The following is a 21,270-nucleotide window of genomic DNA, read 5'->3' as shown; positions in this document are numbered from 1 at the left end:
GTACGACTCACGTCTGCGGCCCAGGGTTGTACGCGATCTGCCGCGGCGCCGCGAGGTCGAGCAGGCTCAGGTAACGGCTGAGCTGCGTGGCCGCGTTGAGCATGGCCAGGCCCTGTGCGGTGAGCTTGCGCTGCCAGTCGTCCAGCGCGGCGGTCAATGCGTCCGTACCGCCGGCCGTTCGGATCTGCTCGAGCACGCTCGCGATGCGGTCCAACGGATAGCCTCCGCGTCGCAGGAGGTGGGCGAGTTCGGCGTCGCGGACGTCGCTCGCGCCGAAGACTCGGTAGCCGGTGACGGGGTCTCGTACGGGGGTGAGGATGCCCGCCCCCTCCCAGTTGCGCAGGGTTGCCGGGGTGACGCCGAGCCGGTGCGCGAGTTCGCCGACGGTTCGGGCACCGGGGTCGGCTGACCGGTCCGGAGCGGCGTCGGACGCCACCGACTCCGCCGATCCCGCCGATTCCGTGGGCTCCGCCGTCAGGTGATCCACCGCTCTCCGCACCGCGTCGAGGGTGTCCCGGTCGCGCAGCAACTGGCTGTGGCCGCGGTCGATGATCGTCAGGGCGTCGTCGAGACGGTCACCGTGTAGCGCGTTCATGATCTGGCCGCCGGCCGCGTGTCCGTAGGCCGGGACGAGGGAGAGGTAGGCGCGGAGCGCTGCCGCGTGCACCTCGGTGTAGACCCGGTAGCCGCTGGCTGTGCGCTCGGCGGGTGGGATGAACCCGTCCCGCTCGTAGTTACGGACCGCCTGGGTCGAGATGCCGTGTTCGCGTGCGAGGTCAGTTGGTCGCAAAGGTGATCACCGGTTTGAGACTTTACTGCATGCCTGACGGCTGAATCCGCGGTGACGTCTCTAAAAAGCCTCAACCGTCTTTTCAAGGATACGATTGAGGCTCATGAGTCAGCACATTCGAGACTTTGTACCCGCGGCATGCCACCTGCTGGCGCTTGGTGAGCCGACGCACCGTGAACCGGCCTTCGGGCGGATCCGGAACCAACTGTTCGCTCAACTGGTCGACTGCGGCTTTCGGTCGATCGCTCTCGAAACCGATCGCGTGGCCGCGCTCAGCGTGAACGACTTCGTCCAGGAGGGAGTCGGCAGCTTCGACACGGTGATGAGCGAAGGCTTCTCCCACGACTTCGGAAAGCTGGACGCCAACAGACAACTCATCGCCTGGATGCGCGAATACAACGAGAACCGACCGCCGGAGGAACGACTGACGTTCCACGGCTTCGACACTCCGACGGAGAACGCGAGCGCACCCAGCCCGCGGCGCTATCTGGAACACACACGCGACTACCTGCGCCTCGGACATGACCTCGACTTCGACCTCGATGCCGATCTCGCGAGCCTGCTCGGTGACGACGAACGCTGGAGTCGCACGGAAGCGGTCATGGACCCGGCCATGTCGATCGGTGCCACGGCTGAGGCCGAGAGGGTGCGAGCGATCGGCGACCACCTGCTCAACTCGCTCGACGCACGCGCACCGGAACTGATCGCCGCAACCTCACGCGCCGCATGGCTCAGGGTCAGGACACACCTCACCGCAGGCCTCGGCCTGCTGCGCTATCACAAGGAGGCGGCACAACGCCTCGACCAGAGCGCACGGTTGACGCGCCTCATCGCCACCCGGGACGCGCTCATGGCCCAGAACCTCCTCGACATCCGAGGCATCGAGGCACCACGGGGCGCGACCCTGGTCTTCGCGCACAACCTTCATCTGCAGCGAGAACCGAGCACCTTGCACCTCGACGGCAAGGACCTCACGTGGCTCTGCGCCGGCGCCATCGTCGGGGCTCTGCTGGGCGAGCAGTACGCCTTCGTCGCCGGCAGCCTGGGCCGCAGCGCAGCCGTCGGGCTCGAAGACCCCGAGCCGGATACGCACGAGGGACTCCTTCGGCGCCGCATCCCCACCTGGGGCCTCACCAAGGGCACCACGGCAACTCCGGCCCGTACGCGGACCGACACCACCCCGGAGCAGGGCTACTACCCCCTCGACGCGACGACACTCAATGGGGCCGAGGCGGTCCTGCACATCAGCGACGGTACGACTGTCGGCGCGCCGTCATAGGCAGCATTCCGATACCCCCAACACTGGGCGCCCCTTTATGAGTTGCCCGGTCGATCTTGAGCAGCGAGGATGCGAGGGTGTCGTCGACTGGGGGAGGCGTGATGGGTCTGGGAGCGGTGGCGCTGACGGGCGCGGCGGGGAACATCGGGTCCGTGGTGCGCAGGGAACTTCGGCGTGAAGCGGCGCGCTTGATCCTTCTCGACCGCGCGCCGCTGCGGCCGGAGGCCGACAACGAGGACGTACACACCGTCGACCTGCGCGACGAGGCCGCCGTGGAGTCGGCGCTCGCGGGAGCCGACCAGATCATCCATCTGGGAGGCGTGCCCGACGAAGCGCCGCTCCCGGATCTCCTCGACGCCAATGTGCTCGGCACCCACCACGTCCTGGAAGCGGCGCGGCGCACGGGCATCGAGCGCGTGGTGCTGGCGAGCAGCAACCGCGCGACGGGCTTCTACCCCGTCGGGCACCGCACCGCTCCGCACGAGCCCGTACGCCCCGACGGCCTGTACGGGGTCAGCAAGGCAGCCATCGAGGCCCTCGGTCAGCTGTACGCCGACAAGTTCGGCCTGTCCGTCATCTGCCTGCGCATCGGCAGTTTCGAACCCCGGCCCACCGAGCCCCGGCACTTGGCGACATGGCTCAGCCCTCGCGACGCCGTCGGCTACATCCGGGCCGCGCTGACCGCGCCGCCCTCGGTCCGGTTCGCCACGGCGTACGCCGTCTCGGCCAACAGCCGCCGCTTCTGGGAACTCCCCGACCCTGCGGTCCTGGATTACACCCCCGTAGACAACGCCGAACTCCACGCCGCGGACATCACCGGAGCCGACCTCCCGGCCGACCCTGCAGCCCCCCAGGCCGGCCCCTACGCCCTCCCCGAGTTCACCCTCCGGCACCTGCGGCCCTGACGCCGCCCCCGGTCGCTGTCGTCCGGCCGGTGTCCGTGTGCGTCGGTAGGCTGGGTGCCGTGTTGGTGGGCACGGAACAGACCAGGTTGATCGTCCTGCGCGGCAACTCGGCGTCGGGCAAGTCGAGCGTCGCGTCCGGCATCCGGGACCGCTTCGGCCGCGGCCTGGCCATCGTCGGCCAGGACAACCTCCGCCGGACCGTGCTGCGCGAGCGGGACCGGCCCGGCGCGGCGAACATCGGCCTGATCGACACCGTCGCCCGCTACGCCTTGGACGCCGGCTATCACGTCATCCTCGAGGGCATCCTGTACGCCGACCACTACGGCGCGATGCTCGCCCGGCTGCGCGCCGACCACCGCGGGCCGACCCACGGCTACTACCTCGACGTCCCCTTCACGGAGACGCTCGCCCGGCATGCCACCAAGCCGATCGCCGACAAGGTCGGCGAGCCGGAGTTGCGTGACTGGTACCGGCCGCTCGATCTGCTCCCCGGCGGGGGCGAGACCGTCATCGGCGCCGACAGCACGCTGGCCGGGTCCGTCGACCGCATCATGCTGGACACCGGTCTCGCCGGCCTGCCCGCCCTGGACCAGTGACCCCGCCCGGCTGCCGTCTCGCGCCCGTATGGCGTGTTGTGGGACGTGCCAGTCGGGGGAGTGCTTCGATGTGGTGGGCCGCCTCGCTGGGAGGCGCGGAGAACGGGACGGAGACCATGGCTGAGGAACTGAAGGCCACCCTGAACACGACGCTCGGCCAGATCGTCGTACGGCTGTTTCCGGAGCATGCGCCGGAAACCGTCGCCAACTTCGTCGGGCTGGCCGACGGAAGCCGGCAGTGGCGCAACCCGGAGACCGGCGCACCGGGCGAGGGGCCGCTCTACGACGGAACGATCTTCCACCGCGTCATCGACGGTTTCATGATCCAGGGCGGTGACCCCCAGGGAGACGGCCGCGGTGGCCCGGGCTACGAGTTCAAGGACGAGTTCCATCCCGCCCTGAAATTCGACCGGCCCTACCTGCTGGCGATGGCCAACGCCGGGCCGGGCACCAACGGTTCTCAGTTCTTCATCACCGTGGGCCCGACGCCGCACCTCAACAACCGCCACACGATCTTCGGTGAGGTGGTTCAGGGGCAGGAGGTCGTCGACGCCATCGCGAAGAGCCCGACGGGCCGAAACGACCGCCCCCTCACGGACATCAGCATCCAGTCCGTCACCATCGAAAAGATGTGACCCGAACTCGCGCCCCGCAGTCCTACCGGGCCGTTCCGAAGTCCTGGGTCCAGTAGGAGTTGGGCTGTGCGAGACCGACGCCGATCTCCTTGAACGAGCAGTTGAGGATGTTGGCCCTGTGGCCGGGGCTGGACATCCAGCCCGCCATGACCTGCTCAGGAGTGGCGTAACCGTAGGCGACGTTCTCGCCGTACGTGCTCCAGTTGTAGCCGGCGCGCGTGATCCGGTCGCCGGGGGCGGAGCCGTCGGAACCGGTGTGCGACATGTTCTGGTGGGCAGCCATGTCCGCGCTGTGCGCCTGCGCGACCTTGGTGAGGGTCGCGTTCAGGGTCAGAGGCGCACAACCGACCTTGCTGCGCTCGGCGTTGACCAGTTGCACGATGCGCGCGACGACCCCGGACGCCGTGGCGGTGGGCTTCGGCGTGCTGGGAGCAGCGGGCGTCGTGGGCTTCGGCGCGGCGGTCTGCGTGTGCGGGGCGGCGGAGGCCTTCGGCGCGCCGTGGTGGTGGTGCGTCTGGTGCTTCGGCTTGTGCTTCGGCGCGGCGGTCTTCCGGTGCGCCGAAGCGGTCGGAGTCGTCGAGGCGAGCGGAGTGGGCTCCTTGGCCTCGTCGTGGCGCCAGTTGCGATACCAGTCGGGACGGTTCCACGGAGCATCGGCCGCGTGCCCGGCAGCGCCGTCGTGACGGCCTCCGCCATTGTCCGGCCAGGCGCCGCAAGCCATGGCGGCGGTCGGCACGCCGACGACGCCCACGGCTATGGCGGCGATGATTATCCGCCGGTGATGTTGCTTCTGGCGATGCTTCCCCATGCGTGACCTCACTGGTGATCGCGAGCGCCCCTCGTGCGGCGGGCCCTGCGCAGACTCGGCTGCTGAACTGCGGAGATGTCCTGCGGGTCGCCATTCTTAGAAAGAACTCACAAAGAGCGCAACGACGGTTCGGACTGCCTTGCCGCGTATTTTTGACAGGGCCATGCGGGGGAATGGGGTGTGTTCGTTCCGGCTCTTGCGTTCTTTCTCGAATTCTGTGGTTCCGTCAGAAGTCCTTGAGCCTCAGAGGCATGGGCGGAAAATCCGAGCGTGCGGAATGCTTTCGGATCTTGCGCACCTCGACCGGTGAAGCAAACCGGACATATCCCGTTTATTCAGAGAGTGCTATCCCCTATCCGGTGCGCTCAGGGGCGTGCCCGATGTGACGGATCTCACGGAACCATTCCTGTCGGCTCCGGGGATTCAGGCGGTGGCCTTGGCTGCCGCCTTGCGCAGTGGCGATACGAAGGCCAGGGCGAGCAGAGACAGCGCCAGGTTGAGCACCAGGGTCACCGTGAACGCGTGCGCGTAGGCGTGCCGCGATTCGGAATCCCCGAGCGTCGTGAAATAGACCAGCCCGACCAGCGTGATGCCTACCGACATGCCCAGCTGACCCGCGGTCTCCAGTACGCCCGCTGCGCTGCCGGCCTCCTGCGGCGGAACCTCGGCCAGCGCGGTGCCGAGCAGCGGGCTCACGCCGAGGCCCTGCCCGACGCCGATGACGAGGAGGGCGGGGATGAGCATCGGCCCGGACAGCGAGTCCCCTGTGATCAGTGCCGTGACCAGCAGCATCAGGTAGCCGAGGGCGTTGAGGCCGTATCCGGCGGTCAGGATGTGCAGCCCCAGCCGCGGCATGATCTTGGGCAGTGCGGCGGAGGTCCCCACGAACGCGACGCCGAGTACGGCGAACAGCAGTCCGGACTCCAGGGGCGAGTAGTCCAGGCCGCTCTGGACTTGGATGGCGAGCACGAAGAACAGGCCGGCGTTGCAGGCGAAGAACGCGAGGAACAGTGCGTTGCCCGAGCGGAAGCCCCGCAGTCGGAGCAGCGGCGGGCTGACCAGGGGCTGGCCGCCGCTCGCGGACAGCCGGCGCTGCCACCATCCGAATGCGACGAAGAACGGCACGGACAGCGCCATCAGAACGAAACACCAGACGGGCCATCCGGCCGTCCGGCCCTCGGCCAGCGGGAAGGACCACAGCAGCAGAGCCAGCGTGAGCAGCCCGACACCCCGCAGGTCCAGGCGGGGCCGGTGCGCGCCGCGGACACCGGGCATGGTCAGCGCGGCGCCGACGATCGCAGCCAGCCCCAGGGGAATGTTCACCAGGAAGATGGGACGCCAGCCCCAGCCGAAGAGATCCAGGTGTACCAGGACGCCACCGATCAACTGGCCGGTGATCGCGGCGATTCCGATGGTGATGCCGAACAGTGCGAGCGCGCGATCGCGCTGGGCACCCTCGAACGAGGTCTGGATGATGGAGAGGATCTGCGGGAAGAACAGCGCTCCGGCGAAGCTCTTGGACGCAGCGGAAGGCGATCAGGGCCTCGGGGCCGGGCGCGATGCCGCAGCACAGGGAGGCGACGGTGAAGAGCTTGAGGCCGGCGAGGAACATCCGCTAGTAGCCCACGATGTCGCCGAGTCGGCCGCCGTGACCAGGAACAGCCCGTACACCAGGACGTATGCGCCGACCGTCATCTCGGTGGCCGAGACGGAGGCATGCAGGTCGGCGCGGATGGACGGCATGGCGACGTTGACGATGTAGGAGTCCATCGACGCCATGAACGTCGCGGCCATCGCCACCAGGAGCATCGCCTTCACCCGGGCGGGCGGGAGCGCCGGCGGGCCCGCGGCGACGCCCGAGATTTGAGGGTTCGTCAGAAGGTCGACGGCGGCCGGATGCCCGAAAAGCAGGTGACCAACGAGGTCTTGCACAGCTGCTGGGCCCGATGCCCTGCCGTTGGCGGGCCACTCTAACGCAATCTCGCCAAGGGAGAACCAATTGGTTGTGACAGTCATGGACCCAACTATTAAGTGCGCGTAATACCGCAAACCCTAAAGGTGAGTCAACTACTCGAATGAGTAGTGGCTGACTTCCGGAAGGTTTGGAAACTTTGAACGGTCCGCGGGGAGGAAATTCGACGGCCTGGGTGCGCCGCTGGTCCGGCTAGGCTGATCGACATGAAGACCCTTGGAATGTGCGGAAGTCTGCGCTCGCAGTCGCTCAACGCGGCGGTGCTGCGCACGGCCGTGGAATTAACCCTCCCGCCGCGGGAAATCGTCGTCGAGCCCGATCTGGGACGCTTTCCCTTCTTCAATGCCGATGTGGAGATGACCGCACTGCCGCAGAGCGTGGCGGACTTCAGGGCTGCGGTCGGCGCGGCGGACGGCCTGCTCATCGTGACTCCGGAGTACGCCCACGGCACCTCGGGGGTGCTGAAGAACGCGCTGGAGTGGCTGGTGGGCGGCGGCGAGATCGCCGCCAAGCCGGTTGCCCTGGTGAGCGCGTCCCCCGCGAACACCGGCGGCGACCACGCTCGCGCCTGGCTGACCCAGACCCTCACCGTGATGGGTGCCCACGTCCTCCCCGGCGACCTGCGCATCCCGCGGGCCACCGGCAAGATCACGAACGGCCGGCTGACGGACGAGCAGACCCTGGCCGAGCTGCGCGACCTCCTGGACGCCCTCGCCCTGGCCGTCACGGAGGCCCACGAGGACAGCGGCACGCTCACGCCGTGAGACCGGAAGGGTGTCCTCGGCCCATGCCCGAGGACACCCCGATCCGCGTGTTTTCTTGCCAGGTGACCGTCAGCCGAACTGGCCGGGCTGGTAGTCGCCGCCGGCCTGGCGGTTGATGACACCCATGCGGTTGCTCGCGTTGATGAGCGAGATGAACAGGACGAGGGCGGAGAGCTGTTCCTCGTCGAAGTGCTTGGCGGCGTTGTCCCAGGCCTCATCGGTGATGCCGCCGGCGCCGTCGGCGATGCGCGTGCCCTGTTCGGTGAGTTCGAGGGCGGCGCGTTCGGCTTCGGTGAAGACCTTGGTTTCGCGCCAGGCGGCGACGAGATTCAGACGCTGCGCGGTTTCTCCGGTGTGTGCGGCGTCTTTGGTGTGGATGTCGGTGCAGAATCCGCAGCCGTTGATCTGGCTGGCGCGGAGCATGACGAGATTCTGGATGGTCTCGGACAGGGTCGAGTCGGTGATGAGAGTGCGGCTGGCCGAGCCGAAGTACTTCATGGCCTTGGCCACGACGGGGGTGCCGGCGAGGTTGAGACGGGCTTCCATGCTGTTTCCCTTGTGTGATGTACGGGGTGCGTCTCCTTGACGAAAGGGCCCGGCGGAGTGTGACGGGGACGGGTGTGACGCGCGTCTCCCTGGAGCAAGTCGCCCGGTCTTCTATCCTGCGAGGGGCCTCAATCGAATGTGTCTCAAGTGGCCATCGACCATTCATCTATTTCGGTTGTGGATGCTTGTTTTCCGTACGAGATTTACTCGGCATCCTGTGATCGGGAGACATTCGGCGGGATTTCTTCGCCCGCTTTCGCCGTTACGGGGGTGTTCGCAGTTGGGCGGAGCGGGCCACCGCGTCGACGTGGTCGAGGTCGCAGGCCACGGTGTCGTCACCATCGAAGGGATCCTCCATGTCTGACCCCACCCAGTCCAGCCAAACTCCGGGCGGGAGCACCACCACCCGGTCCGAGGCACTCACCGGCACCATCGAGGCGGACTTCCCTGAATTCCTCGCCCCGCCCGCCGAGCCGATGGGGCTGCTGGCGGCATGGCTGGAGAGCAGCATCGCCCACGAGGTGCGCGAGCCGCGAGCGCTGGCCCTGGCCACCGCCGACACCCGTGGCCGTACGTCCTCGCGCATCGTGACGCTCAGCTCGGTCACCGACACGTCGATCGTCTTCCTCACCCACTCCGACAGCCGAAAGGGCCGGGAGCTGGCCGACAACCCGTGGGCGTCCGGCGTCCTTTACTGGCGGGAAACCAGCCAGCAGATCACGCTGGCGGGGCCCGTCGCCCAACTGCCGGACGCGGAGGCGGAGCGGCTGTGGTACGCCCGGCCCGTCTTCACCCACGCCATGACCACAGTGTCCCGCCAGAGCCGCCCCCTGACCGACCTCGACCACGTCGCCGAACTACGCTCCCAGGCCCGCAAACTGGGCGACCCACAGCGCCCCTTGCCCCGCCCAGCGACCTTCGCGGCCTACCAACTCACCCCCGCCAGCGTGGAGTTCTGGTCCGACGGCACCGACCGCTTGCACGAGAGACTGCGCTACGACCGCACGGCAACCGGCTGGGAGACCACGAGGCTCCAGCCCTGAAGCCGGCCCCCGGCCGGCCTACGACGATCCGCCCCGGCCCCCGTCACACAAGGGGCTCTTGACTGCCTCTCGACCAAGGCCCGAGTCAGCGCCGAGCGTGCGCCGAGTCAATGCCGAGCCGTAGACGCGACAATCGCCTGTGCTTCGGTTCGGACCGACCGTCGCGCTGTCACAGCACCGCACTCCACGCCACGCTGCTAGGGGGAAATGCATGGCTGACCGGCACCGCACGGCTTCACCGACGCTGTTGAACTGCGCCAGAAGAACCACGCCACCGTCGAGAAATACCTCGCGGAGACGACGGGGCCGGCCCGCCTTCACCGGCACGAGCTGATCGTCGAGCACGGTAACTTATGGAAGGGCAGCTGAACGAGGGCCTACACCGCCCGCGACAGCAGAGTGGCCCCATAGTCGTAGCCACAGCCGGCAACTCGTGCCACCGTCCGGCCGGAGCCATGCCCCCGCCTCGTCACGCCGGTTGAGTGCCGTCCGCACCCTCAACACGGCCGCCCCCCACGCCAGGTGAGCCCGTCGGCATGCACCCCCGCCGACGAGCCCGCCTGCCCTGCGTCCGAGGCCACATCTGTCGGCGGTAACCGTCCCATTTCCCCCGGGGGCGGGGCGCACGCCTCCCCTCAAAGCACAAAGCAACAACACTGTCCCCTCGCCGCACCGCCCCCACGCCGTCCGCGACCCACTCGCCTGCCGACGGCTCCGCCCGACAGGCACGCTCAAGGAGGACACACCATGGTCACCAGACGCCGTGTGCTCGGCGCAGGCATCGCCACCACAGCCGCAGGACTGACCGGGGCCTCGCTCGTGCCCCTGCTCACCGCCCCCGGCGCCCAGGCCGCCGACGCGACCACCCCGGCCGCTACCACGGCTCCGATCGTCCCGCTCTTCTCGGTGCCCATGCCCCTGATACCGGTGGCCCAACCGGTCTCCACCATCGGCGGCGTGGACGTCTACGAGGTCACCACGAGCAAGGTCACGAAGGAGATCCTGCCCGGCGTCCAGACCGAACTGTTCACCTTCAATGGCCAGTTCCCCGGCGCGACGATCAAGGCCCGCAAGTACCGGCCCGTCGTCATCCGCCAGCGCAACGGGCTGGACGTCCCCATCTCACGCCACCTGCACGGCGCTTCCGTGCAGCACCACAGCGACGGCGGGCCGATGGACACCATCGACCCCGGCGACGAACGCGTCTACACCTACCTCAACAGGCAGTGTCACGCCTCGCTCTGGTACCACGACCACGCCCACCACCAGGAATCGGAGAACGTCTACCGGGGCCTGCAGGGCAGCTACCTGATCAGCGACATCGTCGAGAACGCCCTGCCGCTGCCCAAGGGCGAGTACGACGTGGTGATCCAGCTGCGCGACGCCGACTTCGATGCCAACGGCCAGCTCCTGTACGCCATGAGCGACCGCAACCGCAACACCCTCCTGGCCAACGGCGCCCCCTACCCGTACTTCGAGGTCGCCGCCCGCAAGTACCGGCTGCGCTTTGCCAATACCTCCAACATGCGTTTCTTCGAGCTTCGCCTGGCCGACGGCAGCGACCTGATCCAGATCGGCTCCGACGGCGGACTGCTGCCCAGCCCGAACACCACCAAGTCCGTGTACCTGTCCTCGGGCGAACGCGCCGACGTCGTCATCGACTTCTCGCGTTACCCCGTCGGCACGCAGATCGTCCTGCAGAACACCGCAGGCCGCGGCCCCGTCGAGCAGGTCGGGCAGGTGATGCGCTTCGACGTGACCCGCACCGCCGACGACCCCAGCTCCGTCCCGCCCGTTCTGCGTGCCCTGCCGCCGCTGCCCACCCCCACCAACAGCCGCACCATCGTGCTGCGCATGGACGAGGACGGCCGCCCCAACCCCCAGGCATACATCGACGAGAAGATGTACGACCCCGCCCGCATCGACGCGACGATCCGCTACGGCGCCAGCGAGGTCTGGACCGTCACCAACGCCAATGTGAGGGCCGCGCACAACTTCCACATGCACCTGGTCCAGTTCCGGGTGCTCGAACGCAACGGGAACCCTCCGGGGCCCGCCGAATCGGGCCTGAAGGACACGGTGGTGCTCCTGCCCGGTGAGACGGTCAAACTCCAGGCGACCTTCGACACCTACGCGGGCGAGTACGTGTACCACTGCCACATGCTCGACCACTCGGCGATGGGCATGATGGCGACCATGAAGATCGGCTGACCTCGACCCTCAACCGACCAACCACGCACCCGCCCGCAGGGGGAACCTGCACGCCCCGGGCTTCCATGAGGGATGGCCGGGGCGTGCAGCCGCGTCCGCTCCCGTTCGTATACTCGTGCGAGGTTCGCAACGGACGGGACAGTGACACAGTGAAGCTTGCCGAGGCGCTGGCCGAAAGGGCCGAAGCGTCACGCCGCGTGGAGCAACTACGGGCACGCATCGTCAGCAGTGCGCGCTATCAGGAGGGCGAGACGCCGGCCGAGGATGCGGCCCAGCTGCTGGCCGAGGCCGACGACGTACTGGGCACCCTGGAGACGCTGATCCGGCGGATCAACAAGACCAACGCCCTGACGGACATGGGCCAGGACGGCACCCTCACCGATGCCCTCGCACGCCGGGACACACTGCGGCTGCGCCACTCGGTGCTCACTGCCGCGGCAGACGCGGCGGCGGGCACCGGCGAGCGCGGCTACGGCCGCCAGCTCCGGTCGGAACTGATGATGCTCCCCGCGCTTCCGGTCGCCGACCTGCGCCGGCAGGCGGACGTGCTCGCCCGGGAGATCCGGGAGATCGACATGCGCATCCAGCGCGTGAACTGGGAGGTCGATCTGCTGGACTGAGCGGTCCCGGCAGAGCATGACGATGTGGAGCAGGTAGCCGTTTCGGAGGCGTGCACACACCGAGGGCCGGCGGTTTTCCGGTCCACTCCTGGCGCGTGAAGAGCAACGCGGGGGTTCGACTCCCCTCAGAACAGCGCAGCTCAGCACGGCGTACAGGTAAAGGTGCACAACGCACAGCACATCACCACGTGCAGATCCGAAGCGGCGAGGGCGGGTTCGGGGTTCCCACATCACATGATCGGTCCGGCGCGGCCATGACGATCTCCGTTGATTTCGGATGCGCCGTGTCGCCGCGCCGTGGTGGGATGCGCCGCATGAGTGATCTTCTGCATGCTCGTATCGAGCGGTACTACGCGACCGTGCCCCGGCTGTTTGCCGACGCCGAAGACTTCGGTCCGCTGCGGCTGTTCGTACGTAAGGAGCCGGGAACTCCGTACTACGGTGGTCCGAGTCACGCTCAGCCCACCGCAGAAGGATCCGGGAACGTAACTGCTGCCGACATCGCCCGGGTGCGCGCACGGCAGCGCGAACTCGGCGTGCCGGAAGCCTTCGAGTGGCTCGCCGAGGCGGCGCCGATGCTGCGTGCACGGATCGAGGCGGCGGGCCTCCCGGTGCAAGAGCGCCCGCTCATGGCCCTCGACCCGCACTCCCCGATGCCTGCGCAGGTGCTGCCGGACGGCGTGACGATTCGCGTGCTGACGGCCGACGACCCGGCCCTGCCCGAGACGCTCGCCCTGCCCCGCCTGGCCTTCGCCGCGGTGGGCACGGCGGTGGGGTCCTCGGGCCGCGCGGAACTGTTGGCAGTGGCCGAGGAACTGACCGCGGACGGCACGGTCGCAACCATTCGCCCCAGTGTCCGCGCCGGGCACAAGGTGCTCATCGCAGCCCTTGCCCCGGACGGTACCCCGCTCGCTGCCGGCCACTACCACCCGGCCGACGGCACCACGGAGGTCGGCGGTGTGGGCACCCTCCCCACCGCTCGCCGCCAGGGCCTGGCCGCGGCCGTCACGGCGGCCCTGGCCACCCATGCCCGCGACCACGGGGTGCGCACCGTCTTCCTCGCCTACGCGCAGGACAACGTCGCTCGTATCTATTCCCGCCTGGGCTTCCGGCCTGCCGGCATCACCCTTCTGATCGCCAACCAGCCCGCACGGTCGTAGGGGGGCAGGGGGTCACGTCGTGTCGAGTCACTGCTCGGCGATGAGGGCCGGAAGCTTACGCATGTCGTAGAAGACGACGGTGTCGCGGCCTTCGAGGCGTTCGGCCGGGGTGAGTCCGCCGGCGTAGCCGAAGGCGCGCATGCCGGCGGCGCGGGCGGCCTCGACGCCGGGGCGGCTGTCCTCGACGACCACGCAGGCTGCGGGATCGACGCCCATCTGCCGGGCCGCGTGCAGGAACAGGTCGGGGGCGGGCTTGCCGCGGGAGACCTCCGTGGCGCTGTAGATGCGGCCCGCGAAGCGTTCGTAGAGTCCGGTACGGCCCAGGGTGTGCCGCATCTTGTCGTGGGAACCGCTGGAGGCGACACAGGTCGGCAGGGTGAGCGCGTCGAGTGCCTCCGGCAGGCCCTCGACCGGGGTGAGCCCGGCGTCCACGGCCTCGCGGTGCAACTGCTCGAACCTCTGCGACCAGGTCGCGGCCGTCTCCTCGCCGAGCCGCTCGGCGACCTGTTCGCGGATGGCGGCGTGCGAGCGTCCGATGAAGCGCGCGACGACCTCCGCCTCCGTCAGCGGCCATCCCAGCTCGGCGCCGAGAGCAACCTGTACGCGTGCGGCGATGCGTTCGCTGTCGACCAGCACGCCGTCGCAGTCGAATATGACGAGTTCGATGGGCTTGATCATTTCCGCAGCATAGGGGGCCGGCCCGGTCATGAGGTGTTCTCCTTCTGCCGGGTGTCGAGGGCCGCGAGGGCTGCGGTGAGTTTGATGCGGTCGTTGTGGTCGGCGGGGTCCATGCCGGTGAGGGTGGCGATGCGGCGGATGCGGTAGTCCACGGTGTTGGGGTGGATGTGGTGCCGGGCCGCGACGTGCCGCCGGTTGAGGTTGCTCTGGAGGTAGAGCCGCAGCGTCGGCAGGAGGTGCGGCTTGTCGGCGATGGGGGCCAGCAGTTCGGCGAGGTGGTCGCGGGCCGCGCCGGGGCGGGTGAGCTGGTGCTCGATGAGCAGCTCGTCGAGGTGGTAGGCGCCGGGTGGCCGCTGGAAGACGACGGCGGTGTCCCGGACCTCCGTCGCCAGGCGGGCGGCGTCCGGGACTTGGTCTGGCGCACAGAGAGCGGCGCCGGCGGTCAGCGGGACTCCCGCGGCCCGGCTGAGATCCTCCATCGCGGCTGCCAGCCACGAGCGATGGTCCGGGTCCGCGGCGTCGGTACGGGGCAGCAGGGCGATGCCTTCGCGGGCGGTCATCTGGGCGAGGACGGGCCGGCCGATGCGCCGGTCGAGTTCGGCGCGGATCCTGCGTATCTTCCGGCGGGCGGCGACGGAGGTGTCGACGTCGTCGCGCAGCTCGTCGCGGTGGGTGCCTATGGCCAGGGCGAGTACCAGGTAGGCGGGGGGAAGGCTGGTGCCCGTGTGGCGGGCGACGGTGTGGATGTCGCTGCCGGTCAGCAGCGCGGAGAGCATCGTGTGGTGGGCGGCGCCGGTCTCACCGACCTGGGCCTGCCGCTCCTCGAGGTAGCCGGCGGTGACTTCGGCGACGGTGACGCGCAGGCCGGTCAGCAGAGCACGGTAGGCGATGTCCACCTGGTCCGCGGGCAGCCCGGTGCACAGGAAGTCGACGCACACCTGCGCGCCGAGGTAGTAGGCATCGACCACCGCCTCGATCGGCACGCCCTCCTCGGCTCGCCGGGCGGCCGAGGCGCGCTGGAAGGCACGCCACTCCGGCTCCAGAGGCTGACCGGTCCGCAGTGACTGGGCGATGCCTCGAATGCTCTGCTCGGTGACCCGGTTGACGTCATGCTGCAGTTGCTCGGCCGGCATCCGGCGGTAGACCGGTTGTTCGGCCATGAGCCGCGCGGTGATCTCCGTTTTCAGGCGGGGCAGTTCGGCCAGCATCCGCTCGGCCATGGCTCGCCCGGTCGTCCCGTCGTGTGTGCTATGAGCCATCACAAACAACGCCTTCCGGTGCTGCGGCGCGCCGCGCCGACCAGGGAACTCGGCACGAAGCCCATGCTAGGGCGCCGTTGACTTCCGGCCGTGTGATGTGCAGTACAGAGGAAGCGAGGGCGCGGGCTGTCCGCACGTACCAGCCGACGAGTCCGATGTTGTGATCCGTCACAGCACCGGCCCGCCGAACTCTGGGCTCCGGCCCGGGATCACCGGCACCGATACGCCCGCATGATGGAGCAACGCCTTACCGGCCGGTAACTCGCCGGACACGCGTCCGTCACGCCCAGGCCCAGGCTCCGGCAGGCCCCGGACCTGCGCCTACGCCTCTTCCGCACTTCCCGTGCGCCCCTCGAAGGAGTACGCATGATCAGACATGTCACGGCCCGTGCCCTGCTCCTCCCACTCGCCGCCGGCAGCCTGGTGGCAGCCGGCCTGGCCGCCGCCGCACCGGCAGCGGCTGCCCCGAGCGGTCCGACCGCGAGCGTCACCCTCGGCGACAGCTACATCTCCGGCGAGGCCGGCCGCTGGATGGGCAACTCCGCAACCTTCACCGGCAGCCGCAACGGCACCGACCGGGCCTGGACCGGCTATTCCTACGACCCGGCCCAGGTCTACGGTGCGACGGCCGTCAACGGCTGTGACCGCTCCGACGTCGCCGAGGTGCTCAGCGCCTCCACCGGGACGCAGAAGCAGATCAACCTGGCCTGCTCCGGCGCCGTCACCACCAACGTCTTCCGCGCCGCCGACGGCGGCCAGCCGTACCGGGGCGAAGCCCCGCAGGGCGACCAACTCGCCCTCGTGGCAGCGCAGAACAACGTCAAGCAGATCACGCTGTCGATCGGCGGCAACGATCTCGGCTTCGCGGACGTCATCGCCACCTGTGCCGCGGACTACCTCGCCTCGAGCACCACCTGCCACGCCTCGCAACAGGCCGCCATCGACTCCAAGATGCCCGCCGCAACGGCCGGTGTCGGCAAAGCGATCGACGAGATCCGCGCCGTGATGTCCGACGACGGCTACGCGCCGGGTGACTACCGCCTGGTGCTGCAGTCGTACCCGTCACCGCTCCCGCGCAGCGCGGAGAGCCGCTACCCGGAGACCGGTTCGAGCCGCTCCGACATCGGCGGCTGCCCGTTCTGGAACGCCGACCTGGACTGGACGCGGGACTCCGTGGTGCCGCAGATCACCAAGGCGCTGGCCGGGGTTGCGGCCACCAAGAACGTCCAGTTCCTCGACCTCTCGGACATGTTCCAGGGCCGCGAGGTGTGTTCCACGGCCACCCGGCAGCCCGCAGCGACCAGTGGGCCCTCCGCCACCACCAGCGAGTGGACGCGGTTCCTGGACATGGGCGGCCTGCGAGCCACGCAGGGCTCGGTGCAGGAGTCGATGCACCCCAACTACTACGGACAGAAGGCGATCGGACGCTGCCTGACCCTCCTGTGGGCGCGACCGACCGGCACCTACGCATGCCACAACACCCCCGGCCAGGACGCGACCGGGATGTATCTGACCGCCGAATAGCTCCCGCGCCCGCAGTCCCGCCCGTCATCCCCGCACGGGCGGGACCTGGCCGAGAAGGCCACCGCTGACCACACCCGCTCACGCCCTGCGCCGAGTGTCAGTGGCGGCTGGCGGCATGTAGATCATGAGCCGGATCATCTCGTACAACACCGCTGACAAAGCCGACGTCCTGGGATTCCTCGGAGGCGCCGGAAACCTCACGTCCGACCAGCAGCGCGTCCTCGGCATGGTGCGCGAGAGGGCGCAGAACAGCCAACTCGCACTCGACCGCCAAGGCCTCGACTGGGGCCTGTCCATCCCCGAGGCGCTCGACCACCTCGTGGCCGGTCACGCGAGTTCGGACGCCGGCTACGCGGCCGGCGCCTACTACCGCGCCCTCCAGCACATCATCGACTGCAACGGCTCTGATCCCAGCGACCTGGGCGTGTACTCCAAGCCCTCCACCTTCTTCAGTCTGGTCGACGACGAACTACGCCGCCTGAACGTGAGTGCCGATCTGCTCTTCCACGACCACCTGTTCTCGGGGCCACCGGAGGAGATCCCCTTCTTCATCCCCTATCCCGTGGATGGCCCGCACATCGGCATGTTCCCCTTGGCCAAGGCCAAGCCCGCTGCCGATGCCTACCGTGCCGTGCTGGACCAGATGGATCAGGGCTTCCGGTACGACATGCAAGAGCTGATCGGGAAGCTCGAGTTCGAGCACACCGAATGGGAGTACGCGACGAAGAACATCGACTGGTACACCCAGGACACGATCTTCTTCTCCATCACCGGGTAGCTCCTGGTCAGGTCAGGCGGTGTCCCCCGTCGACGTGGAGCACGGTTCCGCTGATGAATCCGTTGCGCATCACCGACACGAATGCCTGGGCGATGTCGTCGGGGGTACCGACCCGTCGGGCCGGGAGTCGCTCGGCCAGCTCGGCGAAGGCCGCCCGTTTGTCCATGCCGAGCTGGTCCCAGATGGGGGTGTCCACCCAACCGGGAGAGACCACGTTCACTCGTACCGGCGCCAGTTCGATCGCCAGCCCGTACGCCAGCGACGCGAGCGCGCCGTTGGCCGCGGCCATGATCGTGTTCGACCCGTTCGGCCGGTACGCGTTGATGCCCGAGGTGAACGTGATCGAGCCCGTGACCCGCCCGGACGCGTACTTGCCGACCAGCCAGGCACCGAGCAGCTTGGTGTCCAGGACGGCCCGTGCGGTGGCCGTGGCGACGTCGGCGGTCCGGCCGTACACGCCGTTCGCGTCCGCCGCGGTGACCATCACGTGCTCCACCTGCCCCACCTGGGCGAACAGTTCGGCCACGCCCTCCTCCCGCCCCATGTCGGCCACGATGGTGCTGATCTTCCCGTGCCCGGGACGCTCCAGTTCCGCCCGGGCCTTCGCAAGCCGGTCCGCGGACCGGCCGACGATCGTCACGTCCAGGTCCTGTGCGAGCAGAGTCCGGGCCAGGGCCAGGCCCATGCCGGAGCTGCCACCGATGATCATTGCGTCAGTCATGGGTCGAGGCTGCGCTGCCGGACCGGTTGCAAGAAGGCCGCGTGGTTCCTGGGTGCGCCACGGCCACCCAGGAGTGGATCACCCATGGCAGACTCGAAACCGTGAACGCGATGGCCGAGTTCCTTCGGATCCGGCGCGGGCGGATCGGCCCGGCCGACGTCGGGCTGCCCACCGGGCCGGGCGCCCGGCGCACACCCGGGCTGCGCCGCGAGGAGCTGGCCGCGCTGGCCGGTGTGAGCGTGGACTACTACATCCGGATCGAGCAGGGGCGGGAAACGGCCCCCAGCGACGCGGTGTTGGGCGCGTTGGCCCGGGCCCTGCGGCTCACCGACGACGAGCACGCCCACCTGCTCGGACTCGCCGACCAGGTCGCCGGGCGGACGCCGCGCCGCAGGCCCGCCGCCCCGCGATCGGCCGGCCCTGGCCTGCGGCTCCTGCTGGAGTCGGTCCGGCCCAGCCCGGCGTACGTACTCGACGAGGTCAACGACGTACTGGCCGCCAACCCGGAGGGCCTTGCGCTGATGCCCGGGCTCGGTGACTGGCCACCCGGGCAGCGCAACACGATCCGCTACACCTTTCTGCACGCTGCCGCGCGGACCCTGTTCGCGGACTGGGACCGGGTGGCCCGCAACTGCGTCGCGCACCTGCACACGGCCCAACTGACCGCCCCGGAGCCCACCGCCGCGCTGGTCGCCGAACTGTCCGAGAGCAGCGCTGAGTTCGCCGCGCTGTGGCGCCGGCACGAGGTATGGGTCAAGCGAGCCGGCCAGACCGCGTTCCGGCACCCGGTGATCGGCGCGATCACGCTCGCCAACGAGGTGCTCGGCACCGTCGGCGACGGCCGACGCATGCTGATCTACCAGGCCCCGCCCGGCACGCCCGAGCACGACGCCCTGGTCCTGCTGGCCATGACCACCGAGGGCGTGGGCACTTCGTGAACTCTCGGTCGAAGGCGGCGGTTGCGCGCCGCGGCCTCGACGAGACAATTGCGTTGTCTGTGCTAGCTGTTGCTCCACAATGGGCTGATGGACCGTCGTCTCGTACTCCTCGATGCCCCGTCGAATCTCGGCCTCAGGCCGCCCGCCGAAGGGGCCGTACCCGGGTGTTACAAGCTGGCCGGTGCCCTGCGCGAGCAGCGGCTGCTGGCACGGCTCGGTGCCGACGAGGGAGGAGTCGTCGTGCCGCCCCGCTATGACCGCGGGAACTGGAAAGAGGGCGACGGGGTTTTCCACGCGGAGGCCATCGCCGCGTACACCCGCAAGCTCGCCGACCGTATCGAACGGCACGTGCGCGCCGGGGAGTTCCCCGTGGTTCTGGGCGGGGACTGCTCCATCCAGCTCGGTGCCTCGCTCGCGCTCCGCCGTATCGGGCGGTACGGGATAGCCGTGATCGACGGATCCGCCGACTTCCGGCATCCCGGCAACTCCGACCGCGTCGGGGCCGCAGGTGGTGAGGAGCTGGCCCTCGCGACCGGTCGCGGGCAGGCGGACCTCACGGATCTCGAAGGGCTGCGGCCGTACGTGCGGGAGAGCGACGTCCAGGTCTTCGGCATCCGGGACTACGACGAGGAGCGCACGGAACTCACCGACTCGGGCATCACGAGTACGACGGTGGGGGAGATCAGAGAGCGTGGTGCCCGGCAGGCGGCCGACGCGGCGCTGCGAACGCTGGAGGCGCCGGTTCTCAACGGCTTCTGGGTGCACCTGGACGCCGACGTCCTGGATCCATCGGTGATGCCCGCCGTGGACAGCCCGGACGACGGCGGGTTGCTGCCCGCCGAACTCGCGCCGCTGCTACGGAGATTGGTCGGTTCGCAGCGGTGCGTCGGGGTCAACATCACCATCTACGACCCCGATCTCGACCCGGACGGCTCCTGCGCGGCGCTGCTCGCCGATCTGCTCGTTTCGGCTCTCACCCGGTCCTGACAAGCTGCGCTGGGCGGGCGCCGGTAGGTTTCGGCCAGTGAGGCGATGGTCTCCGCCATCAGGTCCCGTAGCTCCGTGGGCGTGAGCACCTCGGCCTCGGCACCGAGGCGTAGCAGGGTGCCGGCGGCGTGTTCGACGGACTCGATGGGGATGACGACCTGGATCCGGCCGTCAGGGCCCGGTGGCCCGGCGCTGTTCTGGGCTGCGTGTGCCACCGCCGGCTCGACGAGGTCCGGAAGTCGTTCGAGGATCTGTGGCGACAGCCGTACCACCGCTTCGCCCTGGAAGCGGCGGGCGTCGAACTCGTCCAGACAGGACCGCCAATGGGCGGCCAGGTCAAAGTCCTCGGGTCTGTCGAAGCGGTCCTGCAGTACCTGGACGCTGAGGATCTGGGAGACGCGATAGGTGCGGACGGCGTCTGGTCGGCCCGCCACCAGGTACCAGTGGCCGGACTTGAGCACCAGCCCGTAGGGCTCCAGTGTGCGGGTCACCTCCTGGGGTGCCTGCCACCTTCGGTAGCGGACCCGGATGCGGTGCTGCCGCCACACGGCGTCGGTGACGGTGGCGAGGTGCGGGGCGGGATCTGATACGGCGTACCAGGCAGAGGTGTCCAGGTGAAATCGCTGCCGTATCACGTCGGCCCGGTCGCGCAGCTCGTCAGGCAGCGCGGCCGTCAACTTGAGCTGGGCGGTGGCGAGTACGGTGCCCAGGCCGAGGTCGGCGGCCGGTCCGGGCAGTCCGGACAGGAAGAGCGCCTCCGCCTCGTCGCGCGTCAGCCCGGTCAGCCGGGTCCGGTACCCGTCGAGCAGCCGGTAGCCACCGTCGTGACCGGGGTCGCCGTAGAGGGGGACACCGGCTGCGGCGAGCGATTCCATGTCCCGGTACACGGTTCGGACGGACACCTCCAGTTCATCGGCCAGCTGCTGGGCGGTCATCCGGCCGCGGGTCTGGAGCAGCAACAGGACGGACAGAAGTCGGCTCGCACGCATGAGGGAAGTCTGCCCCGGTTCCCTGACAGAGGCCGTCAGGGAACCGGGGCAGCTGCCGGGTCCGAGG

At 69.1% G+C, this 21,270-nt stretch carries 22 protein-coding genes and 1 pseudogene; 15 read left to right on the top strand and 8 right to left on the bottom strand.

Annotated features, from left to right (window positions below; translation table 11 throughout):
- Positions 1-7: 7 nt before the first annotated feature.
- On the bottom strand, positions 8-790 hold the full coding sequence (locus ACWD35_RS22685) for a MerR family transcriptional regulator (protein ID WP_451353091.1): 783 nt from the start codon (positions 788-790) through the stop codon (positions 8-10).
- Between the two features lie 103 nt (positions 791-893).
- Between ACWD35_RS22685 and ACWD35_RS22680 the strand changes: the two genes are divergently transcribed.
- The 4 genes from ACWD35_RS22680 to ACWD35_RS22665 all read left to right on the top strand — a co-directional run bounded on the left by ACWD35_RS22680 (position 894) and on the right by ACWD35_RS22665 (position 4,205).
- Positions 894-2,069 carry an erythromycin esterase family protein gene (locus ACWD35_RS22680; protein ID WP_451353090.1) on the top strand — a complete coding sequence of 392 codons (1,176 nt, stop codon included), beginning with the start codon at positions 894-896 and terminating at the stop codon, positions 2,067-2,069.
- 101 nt (positions 2,070-2,170) lie between these two features.
- On the top strand, positions 2,171-2,974 hold the full coding sequence (locus tag ACWD35_RS22675) for an NAD-dependent epimerase/dehydratase family protein (RefSeq protein ID WP_451353089.1): 804 nt from the start codon (positions 2,171-2,173) through the stop codon (positions 2,972-2,974).
- A 50-nt stretch (positions 2,975-3,024) separates the two neighbouring features.
- Entirely contained in the window at positions 3,025-3,570 is a 546-nt protein-coding gene (locus ACWD35_RS22670; protein ID WP_451353184.1) for a kinase, read from the top strand.
- A 116-nt stretch (positions 3,571-3,686) separates the two neighbouring features.
- A complete protein-coding gene (locus tag ACWD35_RS22665; protein ID WP_451353183.1) occupies positions 3,687-4,205 on the top strand; it encodes a peptidylprolyl isomerase in 519 nt (172 codons plus the stop codon).
- 22 nt (positions 4,206-4,227) lie between these two features.
- Here the strand turns inward: ACWD35_RS22665 and ACWD35_RS22660 are convergent, their stop codons facing one another.
- The gene (locus ACWD35_RS22660; RefSeq protein ID WP_451353088.1) at positions 4,228-5,013 is read right to left on the bottom strand and encodes a CAP domain-containing protein; all 786 of its coding nucleotides are present in this window, start codon (positions 5,011-5,013) and stop codon (positions 4,228-4,230) included.
- A 423-nt stretch (positions 5,014-5,436) separates the two neighbouring features.
- Complete coding sequence (locus tag ACWD35_RS22655) at positions 5,437-6,486, bottom strand: MFS transporter (RefSeq protein ID WP_451353182.1); 1,050 nt, start codon at positions 6,484-6,486, stop codon at positions 5,437-5,439.
- Between ACWD35_RS22655 and ACWD35_RS22650 the strand changes: the two genes are divergently transcribed.
- Entirely contained in the window at positions 6,485-6,775 is a 291-nt protein-coding gene (locus ACWD35_RS22650) for a hypothetical protein (RefSeq protein WP_451353087.1), read from the top strand. The two genes, ACWD35_RS22655 and ACWD35_RS22650, sit on opposite strands and share 2 nt — an antisense overlap.
- A gap of 416 nt (positions 6,776-7,191) precedes the next feature.
- Positions 7,192-7,749, top strand: a complete 558-nt coding sequence (locus ACWD35_RS22645; RefSeq protein ID WP_451353086.1) for an NADPH-dependent FMN reductase — start codon at positions 7,192-7,194, stop codon at positions 7,747-7,749.
- Between the two features lie 69 nt (positions 7,750-7,818).
- Here the strand turns inward: ACWD35_RS22645 and ACWD35_RS22640 are convergent, their stop codons facing one another.
- Positions 7,819-8,295 (bottom strand): carboxymuconolactone decarboxylase family protein, encoded by a 477-nt coding sequence (locus tag ACWD35_RS22640; protein ID WP_451353085.1) that lies wholly within the window; start codon positions 8,293-8,295, stop codon positions 7,819-7,821.
- A gap of 356 nt (positions 8,296-8,651) precedes the next feature.
- Between ACWD35_RS22640 and phzG the strand changes: the two genes are divergently transcribed.
- From phzG to ACWD35_RS22615, 5 genes and pseudogenes are all read left to right on the top strand, one after another.
- A complete protein-coding gene (phzG, locus tag ACWD35_RS22635; RefSeq protein WP_451353084.1) occupies positions 8,652-9,338 on the top strand; it encodes a phenazine biosynthesis FMN-dependent oxidase PhzG in 687 nt (228 codons plus the stop codon).
- A 237-nt stretch (positions 9,339-9,575) separates the two neighbouring features.
- Positions 9,576-9,707: pseudogene (locus ACWD35_RS22630) on the top strand (PhzA/PhzB family protein); the annotation flags it as partial.
- A 378-nt stretch (positions 9,708-10,085) separates the two neighbouring features.
- Positions 10,086-11,549, top strand: coding sequence for a multicopper oxidase family protein (locus tag ACWD35_RS22625; protein ID WP_451353083.1), 1,464 nt, complete (start codon positions 10,086-10,088; stop codon positions 11,547-11,549).
- A 149-nt stretch (positions 11,550-11,698) separates the two neighbouring features.
- Positions 11,699-12,169 (top strand): DIP1984 family protein, encoded by a 471-nt coding sequence (locus ACWD35_RS22620; protein WP_451353082.1) that lies wholly within the window; start codon positions 11,699-11,701, stop codon positions 12,167-12,169.
- A 314-nt stretch (positions 12,170-12,483) separates the two neighbouring features.
- Entirely contained in the window at positions 12,484-13,329 is an 846-nt protein-coding gene (locus tag ACWD35_RS22615) for a GNAT family N-acetyltransferase (RefSeq protein WP_451353081.1), read from the top strand.
- A gap of 27 nt (positions 13,330-13,356) precedes the next feature.
- Here the strand turns inward: ACWD35_RS22615 and ACWD35_RS22610 are convergent, their stop codons facing one another.
- Together ACWD35_RS22610 and ACWD35_RS22605 are read right to left on the bottom strand one after the other, a co-directional pair.
- Entirely contained in the window at positions 13,357-14,007 is a 651-nt protein-coding gene (locus tag ACWD35_RS22610) for an HAD family hydrolase (protein WP_451353080.1), read from the bottom strand.
- Between the two features lie 26 nt (positions 14,008-14,033).
- Positions 14,034-15,266, bottom strand: coding sequence for a PucR family transcriptional regulator (locus ACWD35_RS22605; RefSeq protein WP_451353079.1), 1,233 nt, complete (start codon positions 15,264-15,266; stop codon positions 14,034-14,036).
- 366 nt (positions 15,267-15,632) lie between these two features.
- On the opposite strand from ACWD35_RS22605, the gene ACWD35_RS22600 reads away from it, so the two are divergent.
- Positions 15,633-16,790 (top strand): GDSL-type esterase/lipase family protein, encoded by a 1,158-nt coding sequence (locus ACWD35_RS22600; RefSeq protein WP_451353078.1) that lies wholly within the window; start codon positions 15,633-15,635, stop codon positions 16,788-16,790.
- 124 nt (positions 16,791-16,914) lie between these two features.
- Positions 16,915-17,568, top strand: a complete 654-nt coding sequence (locus tag ACWD35_RS22595) for a DUF7691 family protein (protein ID WP_451353077.1) — start codon at positions 16,915-16,917, stop codon at positions 17,566-17,568.
- A 7-nt stretch (positions 17,569-17,575) separates the two neighbouring features.
- Here ACWD35_RS22595 and ACWD35_RS22590 read toward each other — a convergent pair whose 3' ends face one another.
- Positions 17,576-18,289 (bottom strand): SDR family oxidoreductase, encoded by a 714-nt coding sequence (locus tag ACWD35_RS22590; RefSeq protein ID WP_451353076.1) that lies wholly within the window; start codon positions 18,287-18,289, stop codon positions 17,576-17,578.
- A gap of 110 nt (positions 18,290-18,399) precedes the next feature.
- Here ACWD35_RS22590 and ACWD35_RS22585 point away from each other — a divergent pair, with 110 nt between their 5' ends.
- Both ACWD35_RS22585 and ACWD35_RS22580 read left to right on the top strand, forming a co-directional pair.
- Positions 18,400-19,227 (top strand): helix-turn-helix domain-containing protein, encoded by an 828-nt coding sequence (locus ACWD35_RS22585; protein WP_451353075.1) that lies wholly within the window; start codon positions 18,400-18,402, stop codon positions 19,225-19,227.
- Positions 19,228-19,314: 87 nt separating this feature from the next.
- On the top strand, positions 19,315-20,214 hold the full coding sequence (locus ACWD35_RS22580) for an arginase family protein (RefSeq protein ID WP_451353074.1): 900 nt from the start codon (positions 19,315-19,317) through the stop codon (positions 20,212-20,214).
- On the opposite strand, the gene ACWD35_RS22575 is transcribed toward ACWD35_RS22580, so the two are convergent.
- A complete protein-coding gene (locus tag ACWD35_RS22575) occupies positions 20,133-21,203 on the bottom strand; it encodes a helix-turn-helix transcriptional regulator (protein ID WP_451353073.1) in 1,071 nt (356 codons plus the stop codon). The two genes, ACWD35_RS22580 and ACWD35_RS22575, sit on opposite strands and share 82 nt — an antisense overlap.
- Positions 21,204-21,270: the final 67 nt, after the last annotated feature.

It is taken from the genome of Streptomyces sp. NPDC002671, assembly GCF_053592475.1.
Note: the sequence above shows the minus strand (reverse complement) of the source record. Positions and strands in the feature narration are given on the sequence as shown.